Source organism: Methylobacterium sp. Leaf94 (genome assembly GCF_001426045.1).
In the GTDB taxonomy this organism is placed as follows: domain Bacteria; phylum Pseudomonadota; class Alphaproteobacteria; order Rhizobiales; family Beijerinckiaceae; genus Methylobacterium.
Window position 1 is genome coordinate 184111 of the sequence record NZ_LMRM01000012.1, and the last position, 20104, is coordinate 204214.

Consider the following 20104-nt stretch of genomic DNA (forward strand, 5'->3'; position numbering starts at 1 on the left):
GGATGTGGCCGGCGGAGGCTTGACCGTGGGCGCGCCTGCGCTTCAATGCCGATCCGGACCGACCATGGCCCGAGACCAGCGAAGGGCGTCTGAATCGTGTACCGGCTCACCGGCTCCCTCGTCGCCACCGTCGCGCTCGGGCTGATCGCCTCGGGCTGCACCGGCTTCGCCTACATCTCCAAGACCTATGTCAGCCTGACGCCCCAGGTCGTCACCATCGGCTGCAAGGACCCCTACGAGGTCTACGACCAGCGCCGGGTCCGCAAGATGCTGATCGTCTCCAACGCCCTGCGCGAGACCACCGGCTGCGGCATCGACGATGCGTTCGCCGGCGGCGATCCGGCCCTGACCCGGGTCAAGCGCTTCCGCGATGCGGCGCGCACCTACCTGAACGAGACGGGGCGCGAGGATTGCCGGGTCCGCGGCGAGACCGTGTTCACCGACCTGCAGACCGAGTTCACCTACACCTGCGCGGCGCCGATCGAGCCCCGCGACGCCAAGGTGCAGACCCTGCCGGGCCGCAGCAACCGCGTCGGTCTCTAGCGTTCCCCGGAGCCCGAGGCGCGGGGAAACGTCCGCTCCATCGCGTCGCCCGATGCCGCCAGCAGCGCCCGCGCCAGGGTTCGGGCCTCCTCGCGGTCGAGGGCGAGGATTGCCGTGACCGGGGCGCCGTTCGTACCGGGCAGGCCGATCTCGACCCGAACCCCGTCAGGCGCGGCCGCCACCGCGATACTCCAGTCCCGTTCTCCGCTCATGGGCTTTGCGCCTCTCCCGTGCCCCCGACCCTCCCGGTCGCCGGCGGTCCTGCATAGCCGATCTTGCATAACCGATCCTGCATGACTGATCCTGCATGACCGATCCGATGGCGTGAGGCCAGGGGCCGGAAGATCCGCCCCGCGATTGACGCCGTGCCGCCCTCTGGTGTTTGTGCGCCCCGACCCATCCCGGCCCCCGGGGCACGGCGATCATTCAGGGAAGGAAGACCCCATGTCCGAGATCTGGTTCCGTACCGGCGAGGCGACCGTGCTCGCGGCGGAAGGGCAGTACACCGACGCGATGCCGGAGGTGCTGATCGGTTCCACCCGCGGCCCGGTGGGCCAGGCCTTCGCCGGCATGATGGGCCAGGTCCAGGGCCACACCCGGATGTTCGTGGTGCGCGATCTCAACCAGCTCGTACGCCCGGCCACGATGATGACCACGAAGGTCACGATTCATACCGCCGAGTATGCCGAATTGCTCGGCGGTGTTGTCCAGGCCGCCACGGGGGATGCCATCATCGACTGCGTGATCGAGGGCGTCCTGCCCAAGGACGGGCTCGACGAGCTTTGCATGATCATCATGATCTGGCTGGACGAGCGCTGCGGATCCGACCCGGACGTCGATCGCAAGGATCTCTACCGGACGAATTACGAGGCGACGAAGCTCGCGATCAGCCGCGCCATGAAGGGCGAGCCGACCATCGACGAGCTCATCGCCAACCGGAAGACGGTGAAGCACTACGCCCTGGAAGACGTGATCGAGTACTGATCCTTTCGGAGCTGCGACGGGGCGCGGATCCAGGGTGATCCGCGCATCCGGAGAAGGAGCCTCCTAACCCGGCGGGATCCGTCCCACCGAGCACAGGGTGCGGATCGAGCCGCTGGCGTCGGTGTAGCAGCTCGCCGACCAGCCGTTCTGCTGGATGAAGGATTTGCGCCGTTCCTTCAGGGCGGTGGCGTGCGCCGCGGCGATGGCGGCCTGGACCGCACCGGCACCCTCGCCGACCACGATCTCGGCCGCCAGGGCGAGATCGGCGAAGTAGGCGGCCGAGGGCGTCGGGTCGGAGGAGGCGGCCTGCACGATGGGCTCCGCCCGGCAGGTCAGGTCGAGCTTCAGGCCGCCGGGGACCCGCAGGTCGATGCTAGGGCCGGTGCGCCGGCCGACCTTTCCACCCATGGCGCTGGCGATCCGGGCGGCGAGGTCGTCGCACGCGTCGGCCCATGCGAGGCCGGGTCCGAGCAGGCTCGCGCCGAGGAGGAGGGGGAGGAGGGCGCTGCGCAATCGCATGGTCGGGCTGTCCGGGGAGGTGAGGCCCCTCAGGGCGTGAAGGCCAGGCGGACCACCGTGCCGCCCTCATTGCTGTAGGTGAGCTGGCCGCCGAGCTGTCCGGCGAGGCCCTGTGCGATGCGGAAGCCGAGGCTACGCGTGGCGTCCGGGTCGAAATCCGCGGGCATGCCGCGCCCGTCATCGGCGATGACGAGCTGCAGGCGCTCCGCATCGAGCTGCTCGAGTTGGATCGTGATGGTGCCCCGCCGCCCGTCCGGGAAGGCGTGCTTCAGGGCGTTGGTCACCACCTCGACCACGAGGAGCGACAGGGTGGTGAGCTGGGTGAGATCGAACCGCAGGGGCGGCGTGTCGACGAGGCAGACGATGTTCTGGGCGCCCGTGGCGTCGAGGAGATCGGTGCAGAGCTCCTTGAGGTACTGCCCCACCGGGCGCTCGATGCTGCTCGGGTCGTACAGGCGCCGATGGATCCGCGAGATCGTCTCCAGCCGCACCCGGGCCTCGTCGAGGGCGGTGAGCGCCGCCTTCGGATCGTTGCCGACCTTGCGCTTCTGCAGGGTCAGCAGGGCGGCCACGAACTGCATGTTGTTGGCGACCCGGTGCTGCAGCTCCTGGAACATCGTGCGCTGCTGCTCGTAGAGCCCCGCCGAGACCTGCCGTTCGGTGCGCAGCCGCTCGCCCGCCCGGTGCATGACGTGGATCAGCGCGATGTCGACCGCGACGATGAACACGTAGAAGCACAGGGCCAGGGCGGTCGGCCCGTCGATGAGGAAGGTGCTGGCGGGCGGGATGAAGAAGTACCAGGCGGCGAAGCCGCTCAGGGCCGCGCAGGTGATGCCGGGCCGCAGGCCGAAGAAGAAGGTCGTGAGGATCACGGCCGGGAAGAACGTCAGGTAGGGAAAGCCCGGCGGCAGGATGTCGTCGAGGGCGAAGCGCAGGCCGAGGGCGAGGGCCGAAGCGGTCAGGGCGGCCCCCTCGCCCAGCCATGCGCGCGCGCGCAGGCGCTCGGTCGCATGCACGACCTGCCAGCCTTTCCACCAGGGGGCGTGTGTCGATGAGTGGGGCAGCGTCGTGGGTCTCGTCGAGGTTTGGAACAGCTCTAGTCTTGGGCAGGCCGAGTGGCCAGCGGGTTCGGCCCGTAGTCGCGATTCGGCCTCAATGAAAATCGCGGCTGCGGTAAATTCGTCGATCCTCCGGGGCGCCGAAATCGGTGGTCTCGGGCGGTAGCCGCAGGCCGCCGGCGCGCAGGTCGCGCAAGGCGGACGAGAGGTCGCGGAACTGTTCGGCCAGGAGGTGCACCACGAGGCCCTGGCGCTGAACCCGGCCGCGCACCGCCAGGAAGCGGGCGCCCATGGCGGTCGCGCGGTTGGCCTCGAACACGTCGCGCCAGACGATGACGTTGGCGATCCCGGTCTCGTCCTCCAGGGTCAGGAACACCGTCCCGCGCGCCGTGCCCGGCCGCTGCCGGGTGAGGACGAGCCCCGCCACGGTGACGCGGGCATTGTTCGCCACGCGGGACCCGTCGTGGTGGTCGCGAGCCGGGATCGCGCCGATCCGGGCGAGCCGCGTCCGGAAGAACGCCACCGGGTGGCCCTTCAGGGAGAGGCCGGTGGCGGCGTAGTCCTCCGCCACGTGCTCCGAGGCCGCCAGGGCGGGCAGGGCCACGGCGGGTTCGGCCCGGAACAGCCCGTCATCGGCATGGAAGGCGAAGAGCGGCATCGGCGTGTCAAGGAGATGCGCCCGCCGGTCGCCGTCGGTCCGCAGGGCCGCCTTGCGGGCGGAGGTGCCCTCCAGGGTCCGCACCGCCCAGAGGGCGGCCCGCCGGTCGAGATCGAGGGAGCGGAACGCATCCGCCTCCGCCAGCCGCTCCAGGGCATTGCGGGGCAGGGCGAGGGCCGCCTGCAGGCCCTCGATGCTGGCATAGCCGTTGCCCCGCAGAGCCACGAGGCGGTGCATGGCGGCCTGCGGCACCCCGCTCACCTGGCGCAGGCCGAGGCGCACGGCGAAGCGCCGCGGGATGCCGGGGGGCGGGGGCTCCAGGGCCGGCTCGAGGGTGCAGTCCCAATCGCTCGCATTGACGTCGACGCCGCGCACCTCGACCCCGTGGGCGCGAGCGTCGCGCACGAGCTGCGCCGGCTGGTAGAAGCCCATCGGCTGGGAGTTGAGGATCGCGGCGAGGAAGACGTCGGGATGCCGGCACTTCATCCAGGCCGAGGCGTAGACCAGCAGGGCGAAGCTCGCCGCATGGCTCTCGGGGAAGCCGTAGGTGGAGAAGCCCTCGATCTGCTTGAAGCAGCGTTCGGTGAAGTCGCGCGGGTATCCGCGCGTCACCATGCCCTCGACGAACTTGGTGCGGAAGTTCACGATTTGGCCGTTGTGCCGGAAGGTGGCCATGGCTCGGCGCAGGCCGTCGGCCTCGTGCGGCTCGAAGCCGGCGGCGGTGATGGCGATCTGCATGGCGTGCTCTTGGAACAGGGGCACGCCATAGGTCCGCTTGAGCACGCTCTCGAGTTCGTTCGCCGGCCCGTGATCGGGATGGGGGGAGGGGTATTCGACCGGTTCGATCCCCTGGCGGCGGCGCAGGTACGGGTGGACCATGTCGCCCTGGATCGGCCCCGGCCGGACGATCGCCACCTGCACCACGAGGTCGTAGAATTCCCGCGGCTTCAGGCGCGGGAGCATCGACATCTGCGCCCGGCTCTCGACCTGGAACACGCCCACCGAATCGGCCCTGGCCAGCATCGCGTAGGTGGCTTCGTCCGCGCGCGGCAGGTCGGCCAGCGTCGGATAGTCGTGCCCGTAATCGCGTGCCAGGAAATCCACGCCCCGGCGCAGGCAGCTCAGCATGCCGAGCGCCAGCACGTCGACCTTCATCAGGCCGAGGACGTCGATGTCGTCCTTGTCCCATTCGATGAAGGTGCGGTCCGCCATGGCGGCGTTGCCCACCGGCACGGTCTCGTCGAGGCGTCCGCGCGTCAGTACGAAGCCGCCCACATGCTGCGACAGGTGGCGCGGGAAGCCGATCAGCGCGTGGGCGAGTTCCAGCGCCTGCCGGATACGCGGATTGTCCGGGTCGAGCCCGGCCTGCCGGATATGCGCGTCGGGCAGGTCCTTGCCCCAGGAGCCCCAGACCGTGTCGGCCATCACACCGGTGATGTCGGGGGGCAGCCCGAGGACCTTGCCGACCTCCCGGATGGCACTGCGCGGGCGGTAGTGGATCACCGTGGCGCAGATCGCAGCCCTGTCGCGGCCGTAGCGGTCGTAGAGGTACTGGATCACCTCCTCGCGACGCTCGTGCTCGAAGTCGACGTCGATGTCGGGGGGCTCGGCCCGGTTCTCCGAGATGAAGCGGGCGAACAGCAGCCGGATCTCGGTGGGGTCGACCGCCGTGATGCCGAGGCAGTAGCAGACCACGGAATTGGCCGCCGAGCCGCGCCCCTGGCACAGGATGCCCCGCTTGCGCGCGAACTCGACGATGTCGAACAGGGTGAGGAAGTAGCGCGCATAGTTCATCTTCTCGATGAGCCGCAGCTCATCCTGGATCCTGTTCACGATTTGTTCGGGAATGCCGTTGGGATAGCGCCATTGGGCGCGCTTCATCACCTGGTCGGTCAGATAGCCCTGTGCGGTGAAACCCGGCGGCACCGGCTCGTCGGGGTATTCGTAGGTCAGTTCGTCGAGGGAGAAGCTGCAGGTCTCCGCGATCTCGATCGTGCGGGCCAGGGCCTCGGGATGATCGGCGAAGAGGCGCGCCATCTCGGCCGCCGGCCGCAGGTGGCGCTCCGCATTGGCCTCCAGGCGATAGCCCGCAGCCGCCAGGGTGCAGCCCTCGCGGATGCAGGCGACGATGTCCTGCAGGGGACGCCGGTCCGGGTGGTGGTAGAGCGCGTCCGAGACCGCCACCAGGGGGGCGCCCAGGCGTTCGCCCCAGGCGGCCAGGCGGCCGAGGCGGCGACGCTCGTCGCCGCGCCGGCGGTGGCTCCCCGCCAGGGTGACCCGGCCGGGGGCCTCGGCGGCGAGCTGGCGGACATGGCCGAGGAAGGGGTCGTCCTCGCCGAGCCGCTCCGGCGGAACCGCGATGAGCATCTGGCCTTCGCTGGCAGCCAGGAGCTCCGAAAAATCGAACCGGCACTGGCCCTTCTCGGAGCGGCGGTTGCCGAGGGTCAGCAGCCGGCACAGGCGGCCATAGGCGGCCCGGTCCATCGGGTAGGCCACGACCTCGAAGCCCTCCTCGGTCACGAGGCGCACGCCGGGCAGGAAGCGGATGCCGGGCTCGCCGGCGGCGGCACGCCGTTTCGCCTCGGCATGGCCCCGCACCACGCCCGCCAGGGTGTTGCGGTCGGCGATGCCGATGGCGTGGAGCCCGAGTTCGGCGGCCTGCCCCACCATCTCGCCGGGATGCGAGGCCCCGCGCAGGAAGGAGAAGTTCGTGGTGACGGCGAGCTCGGCATAGGCGGGCGGTTCGAATATCGACCCCATCTTCCTCCCGGCTCCGCTGCACCCGTCTGCAGTCGAGAACGAATCGTGATCGTTTCGGATCCCGGGGTGCCGGTTTCGCGTCGCGGAGTCAAAGTCTCGAGGGCGGCTGGCCAAGCTGTTCGCTGTGCGTTAGCCCGGTCCTCCCCTGACAGGATGTCCCATGCTCACTTGTGCGATCCTCGACGATTACCAGGGCGTCGGCCCCACCATGGCCGACTGGTCTGGGCTGTCGGACCGCCTCACCCTGCGCGACCTGCGGACCACCTTCGCGTCGCGGGAGGCGCTGGTCGACGCGATCCGGGACTGCGAGATCGTCGTGATGATGCGCGAGCGCACGCCGTTCCCGGCCGACCTCTTCGCGCAGCTGCCGAAGCTGAAGCTCCTCCTCACCAGCGGCATGCGCAACGCCTCGATCGATCTGGCCGCTGCGCGGGCGCACGGCGTCACGGTCTGCGGCACCGCCAGCCACCCCGAGCCGCCGGTGGAGCTGACCTGGGCGCTGATCCTCGGGCTCGCCCGCCACCTCGTGCCGGAGGTGCAGGCCCTGCGGACGGGCGGACCCTGGCAGTCGAGCGTCGGCAGCGACCTGGCCGGCCGCCGTCTCGGCCTCGTCGGTCTCGGCAAGACGGGCGCCCGGGTCGCCCGGATCGGCCAGGCCTTCGGCATGGAGGTCAGCGCCTGGAGTCCCCATCTCACGGCCGAGCGGGCCGCGGCCGAGGGCGTCGCCCTCGCGCCCTCGCTGGCGGCGCTGCTGGCGGCGAGCGACGTGGTCTCGATCCACCTCGTCCTCGGCGCGCACACCCGCGGCCTCGTCGACGACGCGGCCCTGCGCCGGATGCGGCCCGAGGCGTTCCTGATCAACACCTCCCGCGCCGCGATCGTGGACGAGGCCGCCCTCCTGGCCGCCCTCACCGAAAACCGGATCGCCGGTGCCGGCCTCGACGTCTTCGAGATCGAACCGCTGCCGCCGGATTCGCCCTGGCGCACCCTGCCCAACGTGTTGGCGACGCCGCATCTCGGCTACGTGACCGAGCGGAACTACCGCACCTATTTCCCCGAGATCGTGGAGGACATCCGTGCTTTCCTCGATGGGGCGCCGATCCGCGTCCTGGGATGAGCCGGCCGGGTCGGGGCCTCAGGCCCGCCCTGCGACGAAGGCCCGCATCAAGAGGTTGGCGATCGCCAGGGGTGGCGGCGTGGTCAGGCCGTCGGGATGGCGGCCCTCGAGCATCGCCGCGACGGTGTCCCGCGAGAACCATTGCGCGTCGGCGAGTTCCTCCGGATCGAGGGTGATGGTCGCGTCGAGGCTCTCGGCCACGCAGCCGATCATCAGCGAGGACGGGAATGGCCACGGCTGCGAGGCGTGGTAGCGCACCGTGCCGATGGTCAGGCCGACCTCCTCGAAGGTCTCGCGCCGCACGGCGTCCTCGACGGTCTCGCCGGGCTCCAGGAAGCCGGCGAGGCAGGAATACATGCCCTCATGGAAACGCGGCGAGCGCCCGAGCAGGCAGGCATCGCCCCGGGTGATCAGCATGATCACCACGGGGTCGGTGCGGGGAAAGTGATGCGTCCCGCAGGCCGTGCATTCGCGGCGGTAGCCGCCGGCCGCGAGGGTCGTCGGCGCTCCGCACTGGGCGCAGAAGCCGTGACGCGCATGCCAGCCGAGCAGCGACTTCGCCGTGGCGAGGAGCCCGAGTTCATGGGGCGCGATCCGGCCCTCGCCGGCGAGGCTGCGCAGGTCGTTGGTCCGGAATCCCGGATCGGCCTCGAGGCCCTCGGCCAGCTCCGCCGGAACGGCGGCGGCGAAGACCGGGTCGCCGTCCAGGCGGCCGAGATAGAGCGTCAGGCTGCGCGGGCCCGTCCGGGCGGCCACCTCCGGCGTCAGGAGTGCCGTGTCGCCGGCCAGTACGACGCGGTCGCCGGCCAGGACGACGATCCGCGCGCCGGGCGCGTCGAGGTCGGGGATCGCGGACGCGCTCTCGGCGGAGTGGCGCACGAGGCGGCTGTGGACGTAGCCGAGCTGGCCCGAGGCATCGACCATCGCCTCAGGCCGCCGCGAAAAGGGCGCCGATGCGCTCGATCATCTGGGCGCGGGCATGGTGCGGGTAGGGGGTCGCGGTGCCGATGCCCCAAATGGGCTTCGGCCAGGCCGGATCGGAGTGGAAGCGCCCGATCACGTGGACATGGAGCTGGGCCACCACGTTGCCGAGGGCCGCGACATTGACCTTGTCGGGCTTGGCCAGCGCCAGCATCACCCCGGTGGCGATCCGCATCTCATCCATCAGGCTTCGGGCATCCTCCGGCGCGAGGTCCGTGATCTCGCTGGCGCCGGCCCGGCGCGGCACCAGGATCAGCCAGGGGAAGCGGGCATCGTCCATGAGGAGGACGCTGCAGAGGGCGAGGTCGCCCACGTGCACGGTGTCGGCGGCGAGCTGCGGGTCGAGGGCGAAGTCGGGTTCCATGCCGCTGCGATGTAGCGCGCAACCGTGGCCGATGCGAGGGCCGGCTTCAGATCCCGCTGAACCAATTGTAGCCCTGGTCCTCCCAGTAGCCGCCTGGATAATCGTTGGTCACGAAGATCGCCGCGATGTGCTTCGGGCTCTTGAAGCCGAGCTTCGTCGGCACCCGGACGCGGAGCGGATAGCCGTACTCGGGCGCGAGAGGCTGGCCGGCGAAATCGAGGGCCAGGATCGTCTGGGGATGCAGGGCGCTCGGCATGTCGAGGCTGCCGTAATAGCGGTCGGCACATTTGAAGCCGACATACTTGGCGGTCAGGTCGGCGCCGCTCCGTTCCAGGAAGGTCCGCAGCGGCACGCCGCTCCACTGCCCGATCTGGCTCCAGCCCTCGATGCAGATGTGCCGGGTGATCTGGCTCTCCTGCGGCAGGGCGCGCAGCTTCGCCAGCGTCCAGGGCGTCTTGTCGGCGACCCGGCCGGAGACCTCGAGCGTCCAAGTCGACTCGTCGATCTCCGGGATGTTGTCCGGCGGGTAGAAGGCGTTGAAGCGGAACGGCGTATCGATCATCGAGGCCGGGTAGGTGGGGGCCAGGGTCGTGGGGTCGAACAGCCATTGCTGGACCTGGTCGTTGGCCCGCGACATCGCCCAGAGCACCCGGTCGGCCAGGGTGCCGTTGCTCCCCGTGGAGAGATCGCAGCCGGACAGGAGCGTCAGGGCGCCGACCGAGAGGCTGCCCCGCAGGAGCATGCGTCGTTCCAGGCTGGCGAGGTCCGGGGCGATGTCCCTGCGCAGGGCCTTCAGGCGGGCGGCGGTTTCGGGATCGCGGGACATCAGGCGGAGGTCTCCTCGGTGATGCGGGCACGCCCGGTGATCATCGCCAGCAGCGTGCTCGGCACGATGACCACGAGGGCGAGGTGCAGGAGGATGAAGCCGGCGAGACCCGCCATGGCGCCGAAATGGACCCGCCGCGCCCATTCATACCCACCGAACAGGTTGGCCAGGGTCTGCCACTGCACGGGCTTCCACAGGGCGCAGCCGGAGGCGACGAGGAGGAGGCCGAGCACGATGGCGATCAGGTAGGCGAGGCGCTGGACGGCGTTGTAGCGCCCGATCCGGTGGCTCAACCGCAGTCGCAAGGCCGCGCGGGCGTCGCGCCAGATCGCGCCCGGGCTCAGGGGCAGGAAGCTGGTGGCGAAGTGCCGGGCCAGGAGTCCGTAGGCGAGGTAGGCGAGGCCGTTGAGGGCGAAGAGCCACATCGCGGCGAAGTGCCAGGCGAGGGCGCCGCCGAGCCAGCCGCCGAGAGTGGCCCATTTGGGAAATACGAAGGGAAAGAGCGGCGAGGCGTTGTAGATCGCCCAGCCGCTGAACAGCATGCAGAACACCGCGACGGCGTTGATCCAGTGGGTGATCCGCACCACGAGCGGGTGAATCACCACGAGGCGCGACGGTGTTTCGGGGACGATCGCCAACGGGACCTCGAGATTTAGGGATGGAAATCCCGGCCCCATCCGCGATCGCGGAGGGGCCGGGGAGGGGATCACATCGACGGGACGGTGCCGTTGCGGCCAACGATCAGGACGGCGGCGTTGAGCTTGCCGTCCGCGCCCGCCTTGGTGAAGGCCACCACCTTGGCGCCCGGAACCACGATGCTCTTCTCGCCCGGATCGACCAGGGTCACGGGCACGTCCTGCGGCACCACGACCTTCTTCTCGCCGCCCTGATACTTGACCAGCAGGGTCCGGCCCTCGGTGCCGGACAGGCTGCCGATGGCACCGTTGGTCATGGTGGAGTTGGAGCCGAGATCCCACGGATAGTGGCCGTCGGCGGTGCCGCGCAGGGAGGAGGCGAACACCGTCACTTGCAGGGCTTTCTGGGTGCCGTCGGGCTGGGGGATCGCGGCGGTGCCGATGTAGCTCTCGGACTTGATGTCGGAGAGCTGGCCCGTGCTGGCGGCCAGGATCTTGGTGTCGTCCCCGAAGACCACGGTCTTGGTCTCGCCCATGCGGGGCTTGATCGTGACGGTCGAACCATCGACCGACTCGATGGTGCCGCGGTAGCGCACCACGTCGGCGGCACGCGCCGGTGCGGCGGCGAGCGCGAGGCCGACGGTGAGGCCGGTGAGCAGCGTCTTCATCATGGCGTTCTCCCTAAGGTGTTGGAGGGCGGGCGCGGGGCGCCCGCCCCACCCGGTGTTCCGGGCGTCTTCAGGCGATGGGGCTGGCTGCGCCTCCACTCACATCGGCGGGACGGTGCCGTTCTCGCCCACGATCATCCGATCGGCCACCGCGACGCCGCCGGCATCCGCTTTGGTGAAGGCGACCACGCGGGCGCCCGGCTTGATCTTGCTGGCATCCCCGGGGGCGAGGGCCACGACCGGCACGCCCTCCGGCACCGTGATGGTCTTCTCGCCGCCCTTGTAGGTCACCCGGATCGTTCGGTCGGTGGTCCCCGAGAGGGCCCCCACCGCGCCGTTGGTCATGGTGTTTTCCTTCTCGAGATCCCACGGATAGTGGCCGTCGCCGGTCCCGCGCATGCTCGGCGCGAACACCGCGACCTCGAGAGCCTTCAGGGTTCCGTCCGGCTGCGGCGTGGCCGCGGTCCCGATGTAGCTGTCGGGCTGGATGTCGCTGATCTTGGCGCTGTTGGCGGTGGCGACCCGGACGGAGTCGCCCAGCTTCACCTGCACCGGGGCGCCGAGGCGCGGCTTGATGGTGACGCTGGTGCCGTCCACCGCCTCGATCGTGCCTCGGATGCGGACGACGGGGGAGTCGGCCATGGCCGGCAGGCCGAGAGCGAGGCCGGACAGGGCGAGGACAAGGGTCAGCGACTTCATGCAGAGGATTCCTGGCGACCGGTTCGAACCGGCCGCCGGAACGGTGCTCCCGATCTTCTACGTGCGCAAGTCAATTGCGCGCGATGCGGATCGATCAGTGGGCCATCAGCATCGGGATCGCCGCATGGGCGAGGAGGTGGCTCGTCGGGCCGCCGAAGATCATCTGGCGCAGGCGGCTCTGGGTGTAGGCGCCCTTGATCAGGAGGTCGCACCCGAAGGTTTCGGCCTCGGCTAGGTAGACCTCTCCCGGGGTCCGCCGGCCGGCCGAATGGGCCCGGAAGTCGGCGCCGATGCCCTCGCAGGCCAGGGCGCGGGCCAGTTCCTCGGCGGTCGGGCCCGGCACCGTCCCACCCTCGACGCTGATAACGCGGATCCGTTTGGCTTGCCGCAGGAACGGCATTGCGAAGGCCACGGCGCGGGCGGTCTCGGTGGAGCCGTTCCAGGCGATCAGGATCGCCTCGCCCAGGGTAGCCGGGGCGATCGGCGGCGCCAACAGGATCGGACGGCCGCTCTCGAACAGGGCAGTCTCGAAGGTGGTCATACGCGGGGCGCCGTCCTCCGTGCCGGGCCGGCCCACCACCGTGGCGGTGAACAGGCGCGCGTACTGGCCCAGGAAGCCGTCGCCGGCCGGCACGTCGGCCCGCCAGCGGTAGCGCGGACCGGCGGCCAGGGCCTCCGGGTTGCACGGGCCCTCGGCCGCGAGCGGCAGGCCGGCCCGGGTCATGAAGTCGATGAACTGCCGCCCGGCGCGCTCAGCCTCGACCTTGTCGGCCTCCTCGTCACGGAGCCAGGTCATGCCGCCGACCATGTCGACGGGAACGTACTCGGCCAGGGCCGGCCGCAGGGAGACGCCCTCGATGAGGCTGCCGAACCGGCGGGCGGTGAGGATCGCGGTCTCGAAGACCGAGGGCAGGGCGTCGTGGGACGCGACGGGAACGAGCAGGGTCTTCATCGGGAGCCTTCCTCGCAGCGGCACGATGGGCCCAAGCTAGTGCGAAACGCGGTCCCGGAAAACAGGATGGCCGAGGCCGCCTGAAGTTTTCCCGAGGCCTCTGCGTCGCCAAACCAAGAGGCACGGCACACCGACTAATCGATCGATAAGCTTGGCCATTTCAAAGGTCAGTCGCTTTCGGAAAAAGCTCAGAAAAGACTTTGTCCAAGTTGGGAACCCCTTCGGAACTTCCTCGTTGGCCCCCCAATCGTGACAGGCGGGCTTCGCGTCGGGAAGAAATAGCCTTGGTGCGTTCGAGCTGCACTGTCTCGCCGGATTTGAGGAACACATGATCAAGAAAACTCTCGCTCTCACCGCCCTGATGACCGCCCTGTCCGCTCCCGCCTTCGCGCAGAGCATGGGCGATTTCCGTATGGACGCCATGCAGGCCAACGCCTTCGAGATTCAGTCGAGCCAGATTGCGATCAACAAGAGCCGCAACCCGCAGGTGCTGCGCTTCGCCCGCGATGCAATCCGTGACCACCGCGCCGCCAACGTCGCGCTGGCCGGTGGCGAGAACAACTACGCCGCGGTGCGCGGCAACGAGGGTCTCGGCGGCCTGATCACCGCCCCGCTCGCGGTCGCGGGTGGTGCGGTCGGTGCGGCCACGGGCGCCGCCGCCGGCGCAGTGGGCGGCACCCTGAGCGGCGGTCCCATCGGGGGCGTCGAGGGGATCGGTTCGGGCGCGGCCCGCGGCGCGGCGACGGGCAGCCAAGCCCTGCGCGGCGACGTGGACACCACGGCCGGCACCACCATCATCCAGCCGAACCCGCAGCAGCAGGCCATGCTCGCCGAGCTGTCGCAGACGCCCGCCGGTCCGCGCTTCGACCGTCTCTACGGCCGCATGCAGGTCCAGTCGCACGAAATGACCATCGGCATGTTCCGCTCCTACGCCGCTTCGGGCCCGAACCCGGCCCTGCGCGCCCATGCGGAGCAGGCCCTGCCGGTCCTGCAGGCCCATTACCAGATGGCGCAGAGCCTCCCGGGCGCCCGCTGAACCGTACCAGTGCCACGTCGGGCTTCATCGCCCGGCGTGGTGCGACGATCGAGAAGGACGCCAAGCCTCGGGACTTGGCGTCCTTTTTCGTTCCAGGGCGGGCTTACGCCTCGGCGCAGCCGATCATCGAAGCCGGGCTCAGGCTGCGTCCCGCCTGGTCGATGGCGGGTTTGAACGCGCCGGTCTCGGGGTCGCGCAGGAGCAATTCACCGCGCGCGATGCCGAAGTGGGCTCCGTGCAGGGTCAGCTGCCCGCCTTCCACACGTTTGCGCACGAACGGGAATGTCATCAGGTTCTCGAGGCTCTGCGCGACCATCGCGTATTCGAGGCGGGTCAGGTAGTCCGGGGCCTCCGTGTCGCCGGCCTTGCTGGCGGCGGGCTCGACCAGGGAGACCCACTTGCCGATGAAGTCACCTTTCGAGAGGGGCTTGGCGGGGTTGGCGTAGGCCTTGATGCCGCCGCAGGTGGCGTGCCCCAGCACCACGATGTGCTTGACCTCCAGGCCCTCCACCGCGAACTCGATCGCCGCCGAAGTGCCGTGATAATCGCCGCCGGTCTCGTGCGGGGGGACGATGTTGGCGACGTTGCGGATCACGAAGAGTTCACCCGGTCCGGTATCGAAGATCACCTCCGGCGAGACGCGGCTGTCGCAGCAGCTGATCATCAGGACCTCGGGGCTCTGGCCCTCGGCGAGCTTGGCGTAGCGCTTGGCCTCGTCGGTCAGGCGTCCGTCGATGAAGGAGCGGTAGCCGGCCTTCAGCGTCTCTGGAAACATGGGTTGATCCTCGCTCATGGGTGTCGTGGAAGGCGCGCCAACGCGTGGCGCGCCGGATGGCTACGGTTGCTCCCGCCAGTTTAGGACGACTGGCGCCGCCGGTATCGTCCCGGCAACGATGTCGCGGGCGACCTCGACCAGCCCCCTCGGCTCGATGCGCTCGGAGGTGGACGCGAGTTCGGCCAGCGTCCACCAGCGGGTGCCGAGGACGGGGTTGTCCTCGGTCTCGGCCAGGCGGCTCGTGTCCACGGTCGCGTTGGGCAGGCGGACGACGAAGTAGCGCTCGCGGGCGTAGCGGGAGGTCCGGAACAGGTGGAAGGGGCCGTCGCAGGACGCGACCTGCGGCCCGATTTCGGCATCCGCCACGCCGATTTCCTCGGACAGTTCGCGTCGGCAGGCCTCCACATGCGTCTCGCCGGCCTCCAGCCCGCCCCCGGGCATGAACCAGAAGGTGCGGTCTTCCGGCTTGCTCGGATCGATCGGGCGCACGGACTCGTAGGCGATGAGCAACAGGCGGTGATCGGGATCGAACACCAGCGCCCGGGCGATGTCGCGAACGGTCAGATCCTGCCTCATGTCCATTCCCGCCGCCCCGCTTCAGCTCCCCGATCTAGCAGGGATTTCGCTGGCGGCCAGGGGGTGGCCCGGCGGATCGGCCGGCATCCAGATCGCGACGGGAAGGCCCTCGCCGTCCCGGTCGGGCGGATCGGGCAGGGGGCGGGCACGGCACTCGGCGAGATCGCGGGCGACCACGAGGGCGGCCAGCGCATCGAGGTGGTCGTCGGCACCGACCCCGGATGGCCGTCCCGCGATCAGGCCCTCGGGCAGGCCGGCGCGTCCGAGCAGGGCGCGGCGTTCGGAAAGGCCCGCCTGGCGTGCCGGGCCCTTCTTGCCCGCCGCCAGGGGACGTCCGCCGTTGAGGCAGCGGAACACGATCTCGGGATGGACCTCGTGAAGGCGCGCCATGAGATCCGGGCGGGCGCGCAGCAGCCCATCGACCGCCCGGATGGCAGGCAGGATGTTCCAGCACTGGATCGAGGGCGCGAAGGGCGGCGTGCTGTGCGCCCGCGACAGCGCCTTCGCGTCCTCGTAGGTCGCCGCATAGACCGCTGCGCGGGCCGGCACCGGAAACACGCTGGCCCGTCCGGCACCCAGGTCGGCGCGTGCGGCCCGATCGGCACTTCGTCCACCGCCGGTCACGTGTGCCTCCAGACCGATGGGACAGTCGATCCCCACGCGGATCGGCGCCTCGGGACCGTCGAGGAGGTCGACCGGCCGAGCGACGCGTACGGCGCGGAAGCGGGCGGGGTCGTCGAGGTCGAGAAGGACCCCGGCCCAGGCCCCACGGCAACCGTCGAGACCCCCGATCCAGCGCGTCATCGGTGTCGGCCGGACGCGGTCGGCGCGAACCGGATCGGGCTTGGCCCGTTGTCGCTGCTCAGGACCGCCGCTGCCGGCGGCCGCCGAAGCGGGAATGCGTTCATGGACATCGCCGTCGACAAGGTCACCGAGATCATCCTGCGCGTGCGCGCCGTCGATGTGAAGGAAGGGGCGACCGACCCCGATTCCGGCTCCAACCCCACCGATGACGGGGCCACCGACGTGCTCGTCTCGGGCACGGACGACGCCACTGAGGAAGAATTGCGGTCGATGATCGGCGCCCTCAACGACGACGAGCGCGCCGACCTCCTGGCGCTCCTCTATATCGGGCGCGGCGACATGGAGCCCGAGGAATGGTCCGAGGCGGTACGCTTCGCCCGCGAGCGCGAGGCTGTCGGCGAAGGGGCCGCCCACGAGATCCTCGGCATCCCCAATGCGGGCGACCTTCTCGAAGAGGGCCTGTCCAACCTCGGCATCACGCCGGACCTGCCCCAGGCCTAAGGCCAACAGGAACCCGAGGCGGGCGGTGCGCCCCGGGGCGTGGCGTCAGCGGCAGGGCAGGGCGAGGGCGGTGTCGGCGACGAAGCCGGCCGTGTCGCGCAGGCCCTGCGGCTGACGCGAATCCGCCGACACCGCCTCGGCCTCCGCGTGCAGGCGGTCGTTGCAGGCACAGGTGGCAATCTGCCCACGTGGTGGCGAGCAGATGTCGTGGTGCATGCAGGCGAGGTCGAGGGCATCGATGGGCGGGCGCGGGCTGCGATTGCCCGGTCCGCAGTAATTGCCATGGATTAGGAACGTCCCGCTCTCCGGGTTCACGTAGGGCATCTCCTGCGCCCGAGCGGCGGGGATCATCACGGCCGCCAGGGCTGCGGCGAGCGCCAGCCGCGCCGTGGCCAGCCGGGCGGTCCGGAAGGGTCGATCTGCCTCAATCATCGAAGTCTCGTCGTCTCGGTCTGATTGCGCCATCGCGGGTGGAAATGGGGCCTCCTCATCCGGTGACAAGCGTCCCTCCGCCCGACCCCGGGACACTTGCGGCGTGCGAGCCCAGCCGAGACTCCGTCGCATGCAGATCGACCCGAGATTGTTCGGCGTCCGGCAAAACAATCCTCGACCGCAACACGGACACGCGATGAAATTCAGTCCGGCAATGCTGCGCGGCCGTACGGGGACGGTGTCGTTCCCGCCGCCGATCTCGGGCGTGTCGCGGTGGATCGGTGCGTCGACCGAACGCCATGACGGCGAACCGAAGCGCCGCCATCCACACCGTTAACCTTTTCTTAACCCGCCGATTGTGGTGCAACGCCGGCCGTGGGACATTCGTTAACAGAAGCTTAACGGGGCCAAGGGCGGTCATGCGGTACGGGTTTTCCCAGCGGTTCTCGGCTCTGACGACCCGCTTCGCCGCCTTCGGCGCCGCGACGCTGTTCGCGGGCCTCGCCGCCCTGTCGGGGGCGGAGGCGCAGACCTTGGCAGCCCTGCCCACCGTCCCGAGCGCCATCAGCGCCGGCGCCCAGACCCGCCCGATCGCCGCCTGGGTCGATTTCTGCGCCGCCTACGCGACGGAGTGTGCGGTGAACGGCGCCGAGCCGGCTCAGATCACCCTGACGCCGACGATCTGGAACACCATCGTCTCGGTCAACCGCCGGGTAAACAAGTCCCTCGTCGCCGTCACCGACATGGACCACCTGCGCGTCGCGGACCGCTGGGACCTCGCCGAGGACGGCTCGGGCGATTGCGAGGATTTCCAGCTCCTCAAGCGCAAGCTCCTGGCCGAGGCCGGGCTGCCGCGCCGGGCGATGCGGATGACGGTCGTGATCGACGAGAAGGGCGAGGGGCACGCCGTTCTGACCCTGATCACGGATCGCGGCGACCTCATCCTCGACAACAAGACCAGCACGATCCTGCCCTGGCGTCAGACCGGCTACACCTTCATTAAGCGCGAGAGCCAGGATGCCGTCGCCTGGGTGTCCCTGGGCCGGGCCGCCTCGCCCGTCACCACCGCCAACCGCTGACGCTGTCCCCGTGCGGGATCGTGGACAATCCGATCCTTTAAGGGGCGGTTAAGCGTGGCGACGCGAGGGTGATCCCGCTCCGGGATACCCCGCCATGACGTTCCGCCATCACCTCCGCACCGCCGCTGCGCCCGCTCTGCTGATGCTGCTCGTCGCGTCCGCGGCGGCGCAGGAGGCTCCGAGTGTGGCCGAGCGCCACGCCTCCTGGCGCGCCTGCCTCAACCGCAACTTCGCCCTTGAGGTCGTCCTCTCCCGCCGGGTCATCGCCGCCGACGCGGCCCTGCGCACCTGCCGGCCCAGCGAACAGGCCTACCTCACCGCCCTCGCGGCCTCCCCCCTTGTCGATGGCGACGACGTCGCCCGGGTCCGGCCGGCCCTGCTCCTCCGTGCCAGGGGCTGGCTGCTCGACGGCGGTCGCCAGCGCCCGCTCTGAAGTGCTCTCTCAAGGCTCCCCCAAGGCTCCCCGCCGCGGCGGCAAACGGCTGTCAGGCGAAGTATTTTCGCGGGTCGAAGGCATCGCGCACGGCCTCGCCGGCGAAGACCAGCAGGCTCAGCATCACCGCCACCACGAAGAAGCCGCTCAGTCCGAGCCAGGGGGCCTGGATGTTGTCCTTGCCCTGGGCCAGCAATTCGCCCAGCGAGGCCGAGCCGGGGGGCAGGCCGAAGCCGAGGAAGTCGAGGGAGGTCAGCGTCCCGATCGATCCGTTGAGGATGAAGGGCAGGAAGGTCAGCGTCGCCACCATCGCGTTGGGCAGGAGGTGGCGGCTCATGATGCGGATGTTCGAGAGGCCCAGCGCCCGGGCGGCGCGCACGTACTCGAAGTTGCGGGCCCGCAGGAACTCCGCGCGCACGACTCCGACGAGGGACACCCACGAGAACAGCAGTAGGATGCCCAGCAGCACGAAGAAGCCCGGCTCGATGAAGGCCGAGATGATGATGATCAGGTAGAGGGTCGGGATGCCGCTCCAGACCTCGATGAAGCGCTGCAGGGCGAGGTCGACCCAGCCACCGAAATAGCCCTGCACCGCCCCGGCGATCACCCCGATCACCGAGGAGATCAGGGCGAGGATCAGCCCGAACAGCACCGAGATGCGGAAGCCGTAGATGATGCGCGCCAGCACGTCGCGGGTGGTGTTGTCGGTCCCGAGCCAGTGCGTCTCGAGTTCGGAGCAGGACTTGCCGACGCTCTGGCACTGGGCCTCCGTCAGCATCCAGGTCGGGGGCGAGGGGGAGGGGGTCGGCAGGCCGTCGATGATCGTGTCGTAGGAATAGGGGATCGGCGGCCAGATCGCCCAGCCGTTGTCGGCGATCTCCTTGCGCGTCTCCGCCGAGCGGTAGTTGGGCCGGGCATAGAAGCCGCCGAACTTCTCGTCCGGGTAGTCGATGACCACCGGGAACAGGATCTCGCCCTTGTACGAGACCACCAGCGGCCGGTCATTGGCGATGAACTCGGCGAACAGGCTCGTGACGAACAGGGCCGTGAAGATCAGGAACGACCAGTAGCCCAATCGATTGCGCCGGAAATTGGCGAGCCGCCGCCGGTTCAAGGGCGAGAGGCCCCGCCCCGGCGGGGGCAGGGCGACTGCCCAGGCGCTGTCGGGACGCGCGACCTCGTTCATCGGGCGCCCCCCCGTGCGTCGGATCTCAGCCGTCGATGTGCGTCGCCGTGCCTTCGATCTCGTTCGGGCGCAAGCCGCCATGCCGCTCGAGGTGACGCCGCAGCAGGCGCACGTTGCGGCGGTTGGCCTTGAACGCCGCATCGAACAGGTCGCCTGCCAGGGGCACGGCCCCGAGCGCCCCGTCGGCCGCGATGTTCAAGGCCATCCGGGCGATGAGCCAGCGCGGCGCCCCGAGCCGGCGCGCCTCCACCACGATGTAGGAGGCCAGCAGCATGCCGGCGACGTCGCCCACCACCGGGACGAGACCCACCAGGGCGTCGAGGCCCACCCGCCGGTTGATGCCGGGGATCACGAAGGCCGAATCCATGAGGTGTGCGAACGCCTCCAGGCGCAGCAGCGTTGCCTCGCGGTCGTCCGCCTTGGGTCGGAAGCGGGTCGTGGCACCGGCGGTCTGGGTGAAGTCCATGGTCGGGCTCCGGGGCAAGTCCAGCCTGGGGGAAGGGCGCGGCGTGGTCATG

General features: G+C 69.9%; 25 protein-coding genes. 8 read left to right on the top strand and 17 right to left on the bottom strand.

What is annotated here, in order from left to right:
• Positions 1-96 precede the first annotated feature (96 nt).
• The gene (locus ASG63_RS09255) at positions 97-543 is read left to right on the top strand and encodes a hypothetical protein (RefSeq protein ID WP_056214814.1); all 447 of its coding nucleotides are present in this window, start codon (positions 97-99) and stop codon (positions 541-543) included.
• On the opposite strand, the gene ASG63_RS09260 is transcribed toward ASG63_RS09255, so the two are convergent.
• Positions 540-755, bottom strand: coding sequence for a hypothetical protein (locus ASG63_RS09260; RefSeq protein WP_056215381.1), 216 nt, complete (start codon positions 753-755; stop codon positions 540-542). The genes ASG63_RS09255 and ASG63_RS09260 overlap by 4 nt on opposite strands.
• Positions 756-987: 232 nt before the next feature.
• Between ASG63_RS09260 and fae the strand changes: the two genes are divergently transcribed.
• A complete protein-coding gene (gene fae / locus ASG63_RS09265) occupies positions 988-1527 on the top strand; it encodes a formaldehyde-activating enzyme (protein WP_056214816.1) in 540 nt (179 codons plus the stop codon).
• 63 nt (positions 1528-1590) lie between these two features.
• Here the strand turns inward: fae and ASG63_RS09270 are convergent, their stop codons facing one another.
• The 3 genes from ASG63_RS09270 to ASG63_RS09280 all read right to left on the bottom strand — a co-directional run bounded on the left by ASG63_RS09270 (position 1591) and on the right by ASG63_RS09280 (position 6522).
• A complete protein-coding gene (locus ASG63_RS09270) occupies positions 1591-2046 on the bottom strand; it encodes a hypothetical protein (protein ID WP_056214820.1) in 456 nt (151 codons plus the stop codon).
• A 29-nt stretch (positions 2047-2075) separates the two neighbouring features.
• Positions 2076-3062, bottom strand: a complete 987-nt coding sequence (locus tag ASG63_RS09275) for a sensor histidine kinase (RefSeq protein ID WP_056214823.1) — start codon at positions 3060-3062, stop codon at positions 2076-2078.
• 136 nt (positions 3063-3198) lie between these two features.
• Positions 3199-6522 carry an error-prone DNA polymerase gene (locus ASG63_RS09280; protein WP_056214826.1) on the bottom strand — a complete coding sequence of 1108 codons (3324 nt, stop codon included), beginning with the start codon at positions 6520-6522 and terminating at the stop codon, positions 3199-3201.
• Between the two features lie 160 nt (positions 6523-6682).
• Between ASG63_RS09280 and ASG63_RS09285 the strand changes: the two genes are divergently transcribed.
• Positions 6683-7639, top strand: coding sequence for a D-2-hydroxyacid dehydrogenase family protein (locus tag ASG63_RS09285; RefSeq protein ID WP_056214830.1), 957 nt, complete (start codon positions 6683-6685; stop codon positions 7637-7639).
• Between the two features lie 18 nt (positions 7640-7657).
• On the opposite strand, the gene nudC is transcribed toward ASG63_RS09285, so the two are convergent.
• The 7 genes from nudC to ASG63_RS09320 form a co-directional block, all read right to left on the bottom strand.
• Entirely contained in the window at positions 7658-8563 is a 906-nt protein-coding gene (gene nudC, locus ASG63_RS09290; RefSeq protein ID WP_056214833.1) for an NAD(+) diphosphatase, read from the bottom strand.
• A gap of 4 nt (positions 8564-8567) precedes the next feature.
• Positions 8568-8984 carry an HIT domain-containing protein gene (locus tag ASG63_RS09295; RefSeq protein ID WP_056214836.1) on the bottom strand — a complete coding sequence of 139 codons (417 nt, stop codon included), beginning with the start codon at positions 8982-8984 and terminating at the stop codon, positions 8568-8570.
• A 46-nt stretch (positions 8985-9030) separates the two neighbouring features.
• Positions 9031-9810, bottom strand: a complete 780-nt coding sequence (locus ASG63_RS09300) for a molybdopterin-dependent oxidoreductase (protein ID WP_056214839.1) — start codon at positions 9808-9810, stop codon at positions 9031-9033.
• Positions 9810-10448, bottom strand: a complete 639-nt coding sequence (locus tag ASG63_RS09305) for a cytochrome b/b6 domain-containing protein (protein ID WP_244479858.1) — start codon at positions 10446-10448, stop codon at positions 9810-9812. Before ASG63_RS09305 ends, ASG63_RS09300 begins: the two co-directional genes overlap by 1 nt.
• 68 nt (positions 10449-10516) lie before the next feature.
• Positions 10517-11116 carry a hypothetical protein gene (locus ASG63_RS09310; protein ID WP_056214846.1) on the bottom strand — a complete coding sequence of 200 codons (600 nt, stop codon included), beginning with the start codon at positions 11114-11116 and terminating at the stop codon, positions 10517-10519.
• A gap of 96 nt (positions 11117-11212) precedes the next feature.
• Positions 11213-11812 (bottom strand): hypothetical protein, encoded by a 600-nt coding sequence (locus ASG63_RS09315; protein ID WP_056214851.1) that lies wholly within the window; start codon positions 11810-11812, stop codon positions 11213-11215.
• Between the two features lie 94 nt (positions 11813-11906).
• Positions 11907-12764, bottom strand: coding sequence for a universal stress protein (locus ASG63_RS09320; protein WP_056214854.1), 858 nt, complete (start codon positions 12762-12764; stop codon positions 11907-11909).
• Positions 12765-13092: 328 nt separating this feature from the next.
• Here ASG63_RS09320 and ASG63_RS09325 point away from each other — a divergent pair, with 328 nt between their 5' ends.
• Positions 13093-13800: a DUF4142 domain-containing protein gene (locus tag ASG63_RS09325; protein WP_056214857.1), complete on the top strand. Its 708-nt coding sequence runs from the start codon at positions 13093-13095 to the stop codon at positions 13798-13800.
• Positions 13801-13903: 103 nt separating this feature from the next.
• Here the strand turns inward: ASG63_RS09325 and ASG63_RS09330 are convergent, their stop codons facing one another.
• The 3 genes from ASG63_RS09330 to ASG63_RS26420 are packed head-to-tail and all read right to left on the bottom strand — an operon-like array spanning position 13904 to position 15955.
• Entirely contained in the window at positions 13904-14575 is a 672-nt protein-coding gene (locus ASG63_RS09330) for a carbonic anhydrase (protein WP_056214861.1), read from the bottom strand.
• 60 nt (positions 14576-14635) lie between these two features.
• On the bottom strand, positions 14636-15151 hold the full coding sequence (locus ASG63_RS26415) for an NUDIX hydrolase (RefSeq protein ID WP_244479534.1): 516 nt from the start codon (positions 15149-15151) through the stop codon (positions 14636-14638).
• 21 nt (positions 15152-15172) lie between these two features.
• On the bottom strand, positions 15173-15955 hold the full coding sequence (locus tag ASG63_RS26420) for a DUF429 domain-containing protein (protein WP_056214867.1): 783 nt from the start codon (positions 15953-15955) through the stop codon (positions 15173-15175).
• 102 nt (positions 15956-16057) lie between these two features.
• Between ASG63_RS26420 and ASG63_RS09345 the strand changes: the two genes are divergently transcribed.
• A complete protein-coding gene (locus ASG63_RS09345) occupies positions 16058-16456 on the top strand; it encodes a DUF3775 domain-containing protein (protein ID WP_056214871.1) in 399 nt (132 codons plus the stop codon).
• A 45-nt stretch (positions 16457-16501) separates the two neighbouring features.
• On the opposite strand, the gene ASG63_RS09350 is transcribed toward ASG63_RS09345, so the two are convergent.
• Positions 16502-16888: a hypothetical protein gene (locus tag ASG63_RS09350; RefSeq protein ID WP_056214874.1), complete on the bottom strand. Its 387-nt coding sequence runs from the start codon at positions 16886-16888 to the stop codon at positions 16502-16504.
• 130 nt (positions 16889-17018) lie between these two features.
• Between ASG63_RS09350 and ASG63_RS25170 the strand changes: the two genes are divergently transcribed.
• The 3 genes from ASG63_RS25170 to ASG63_RS09360 all read left to right on the top strand — a co-directional run bounded on the left by ASG63_RS25170 (position 17019) and on the right by ASG63_RS09360 (position 18400).
• Positions 17019-17225 carry a hypothetical protein gene (locus ASG63_RS25170; RefSeq protein WP_156394129.1) on the top strand — a complete coding sequence of 69 codons (207 nt, stop codon included), beginning with the start codon at positions 17019-17021 and terminating at the stop codon, positions 17223-17225.
• An 82-nt stretch (positions 17226-17307) separates the two neighbouring features.
• Positions 17308-17967: a transglutaminase-like cysteine peptidase gene (locus tag ASG63_RS09355; RefSeq protein ID WP_056214877.1), complete on the top strand. Its 660-nt coding sequence runs from the start codon at positions 17308-17310 to the stop codon at positions 17965-17967.
• 94 nt (positions 17968-18061) lie between these two features.
• Positions 18062-18400, top strand: a complete 339-nt coding sequence (locus tag ASG63_RS09360) for a hypothetical protein (protein ID WP_056214880.1) — start codon at positions 18062-18064, stop codon at positions 18398-18400.
• A gap of 52 nt (positions 18401-18452) precedes the next feature.
• Here the strand turns inward: ASG63_RS09360 and ASG63_RS09365 are convergent, their stop codons facing one another.
• Positions 18453-19586 (bottom strand): ABC transporter permease, encoded by a 1134-nt coding sequence (locus tag ASG63_RS09365; RefSeq protein WP_056214883.1) that lies wholly within the window; start codon positions 19584-19586, stop codon positions 18453-18455.
• A 25-nt stretch (positions 19587-19611) separates the two neighbouring features.
• The gene (locus ASG63_RS09370; protein ID WP_056214886.1) at positions 19612-20052 is read right to left on the bottom strand and encodes a DUF4112 domain-containing protein; all 441 of its coding nucleotides are present in this window, start codon (positions 20050-20052) and stop codon (positions 19612-19614) included.
• Between the last annotated feature and the right edge of the window lie 52 nt (positions 20053-20104).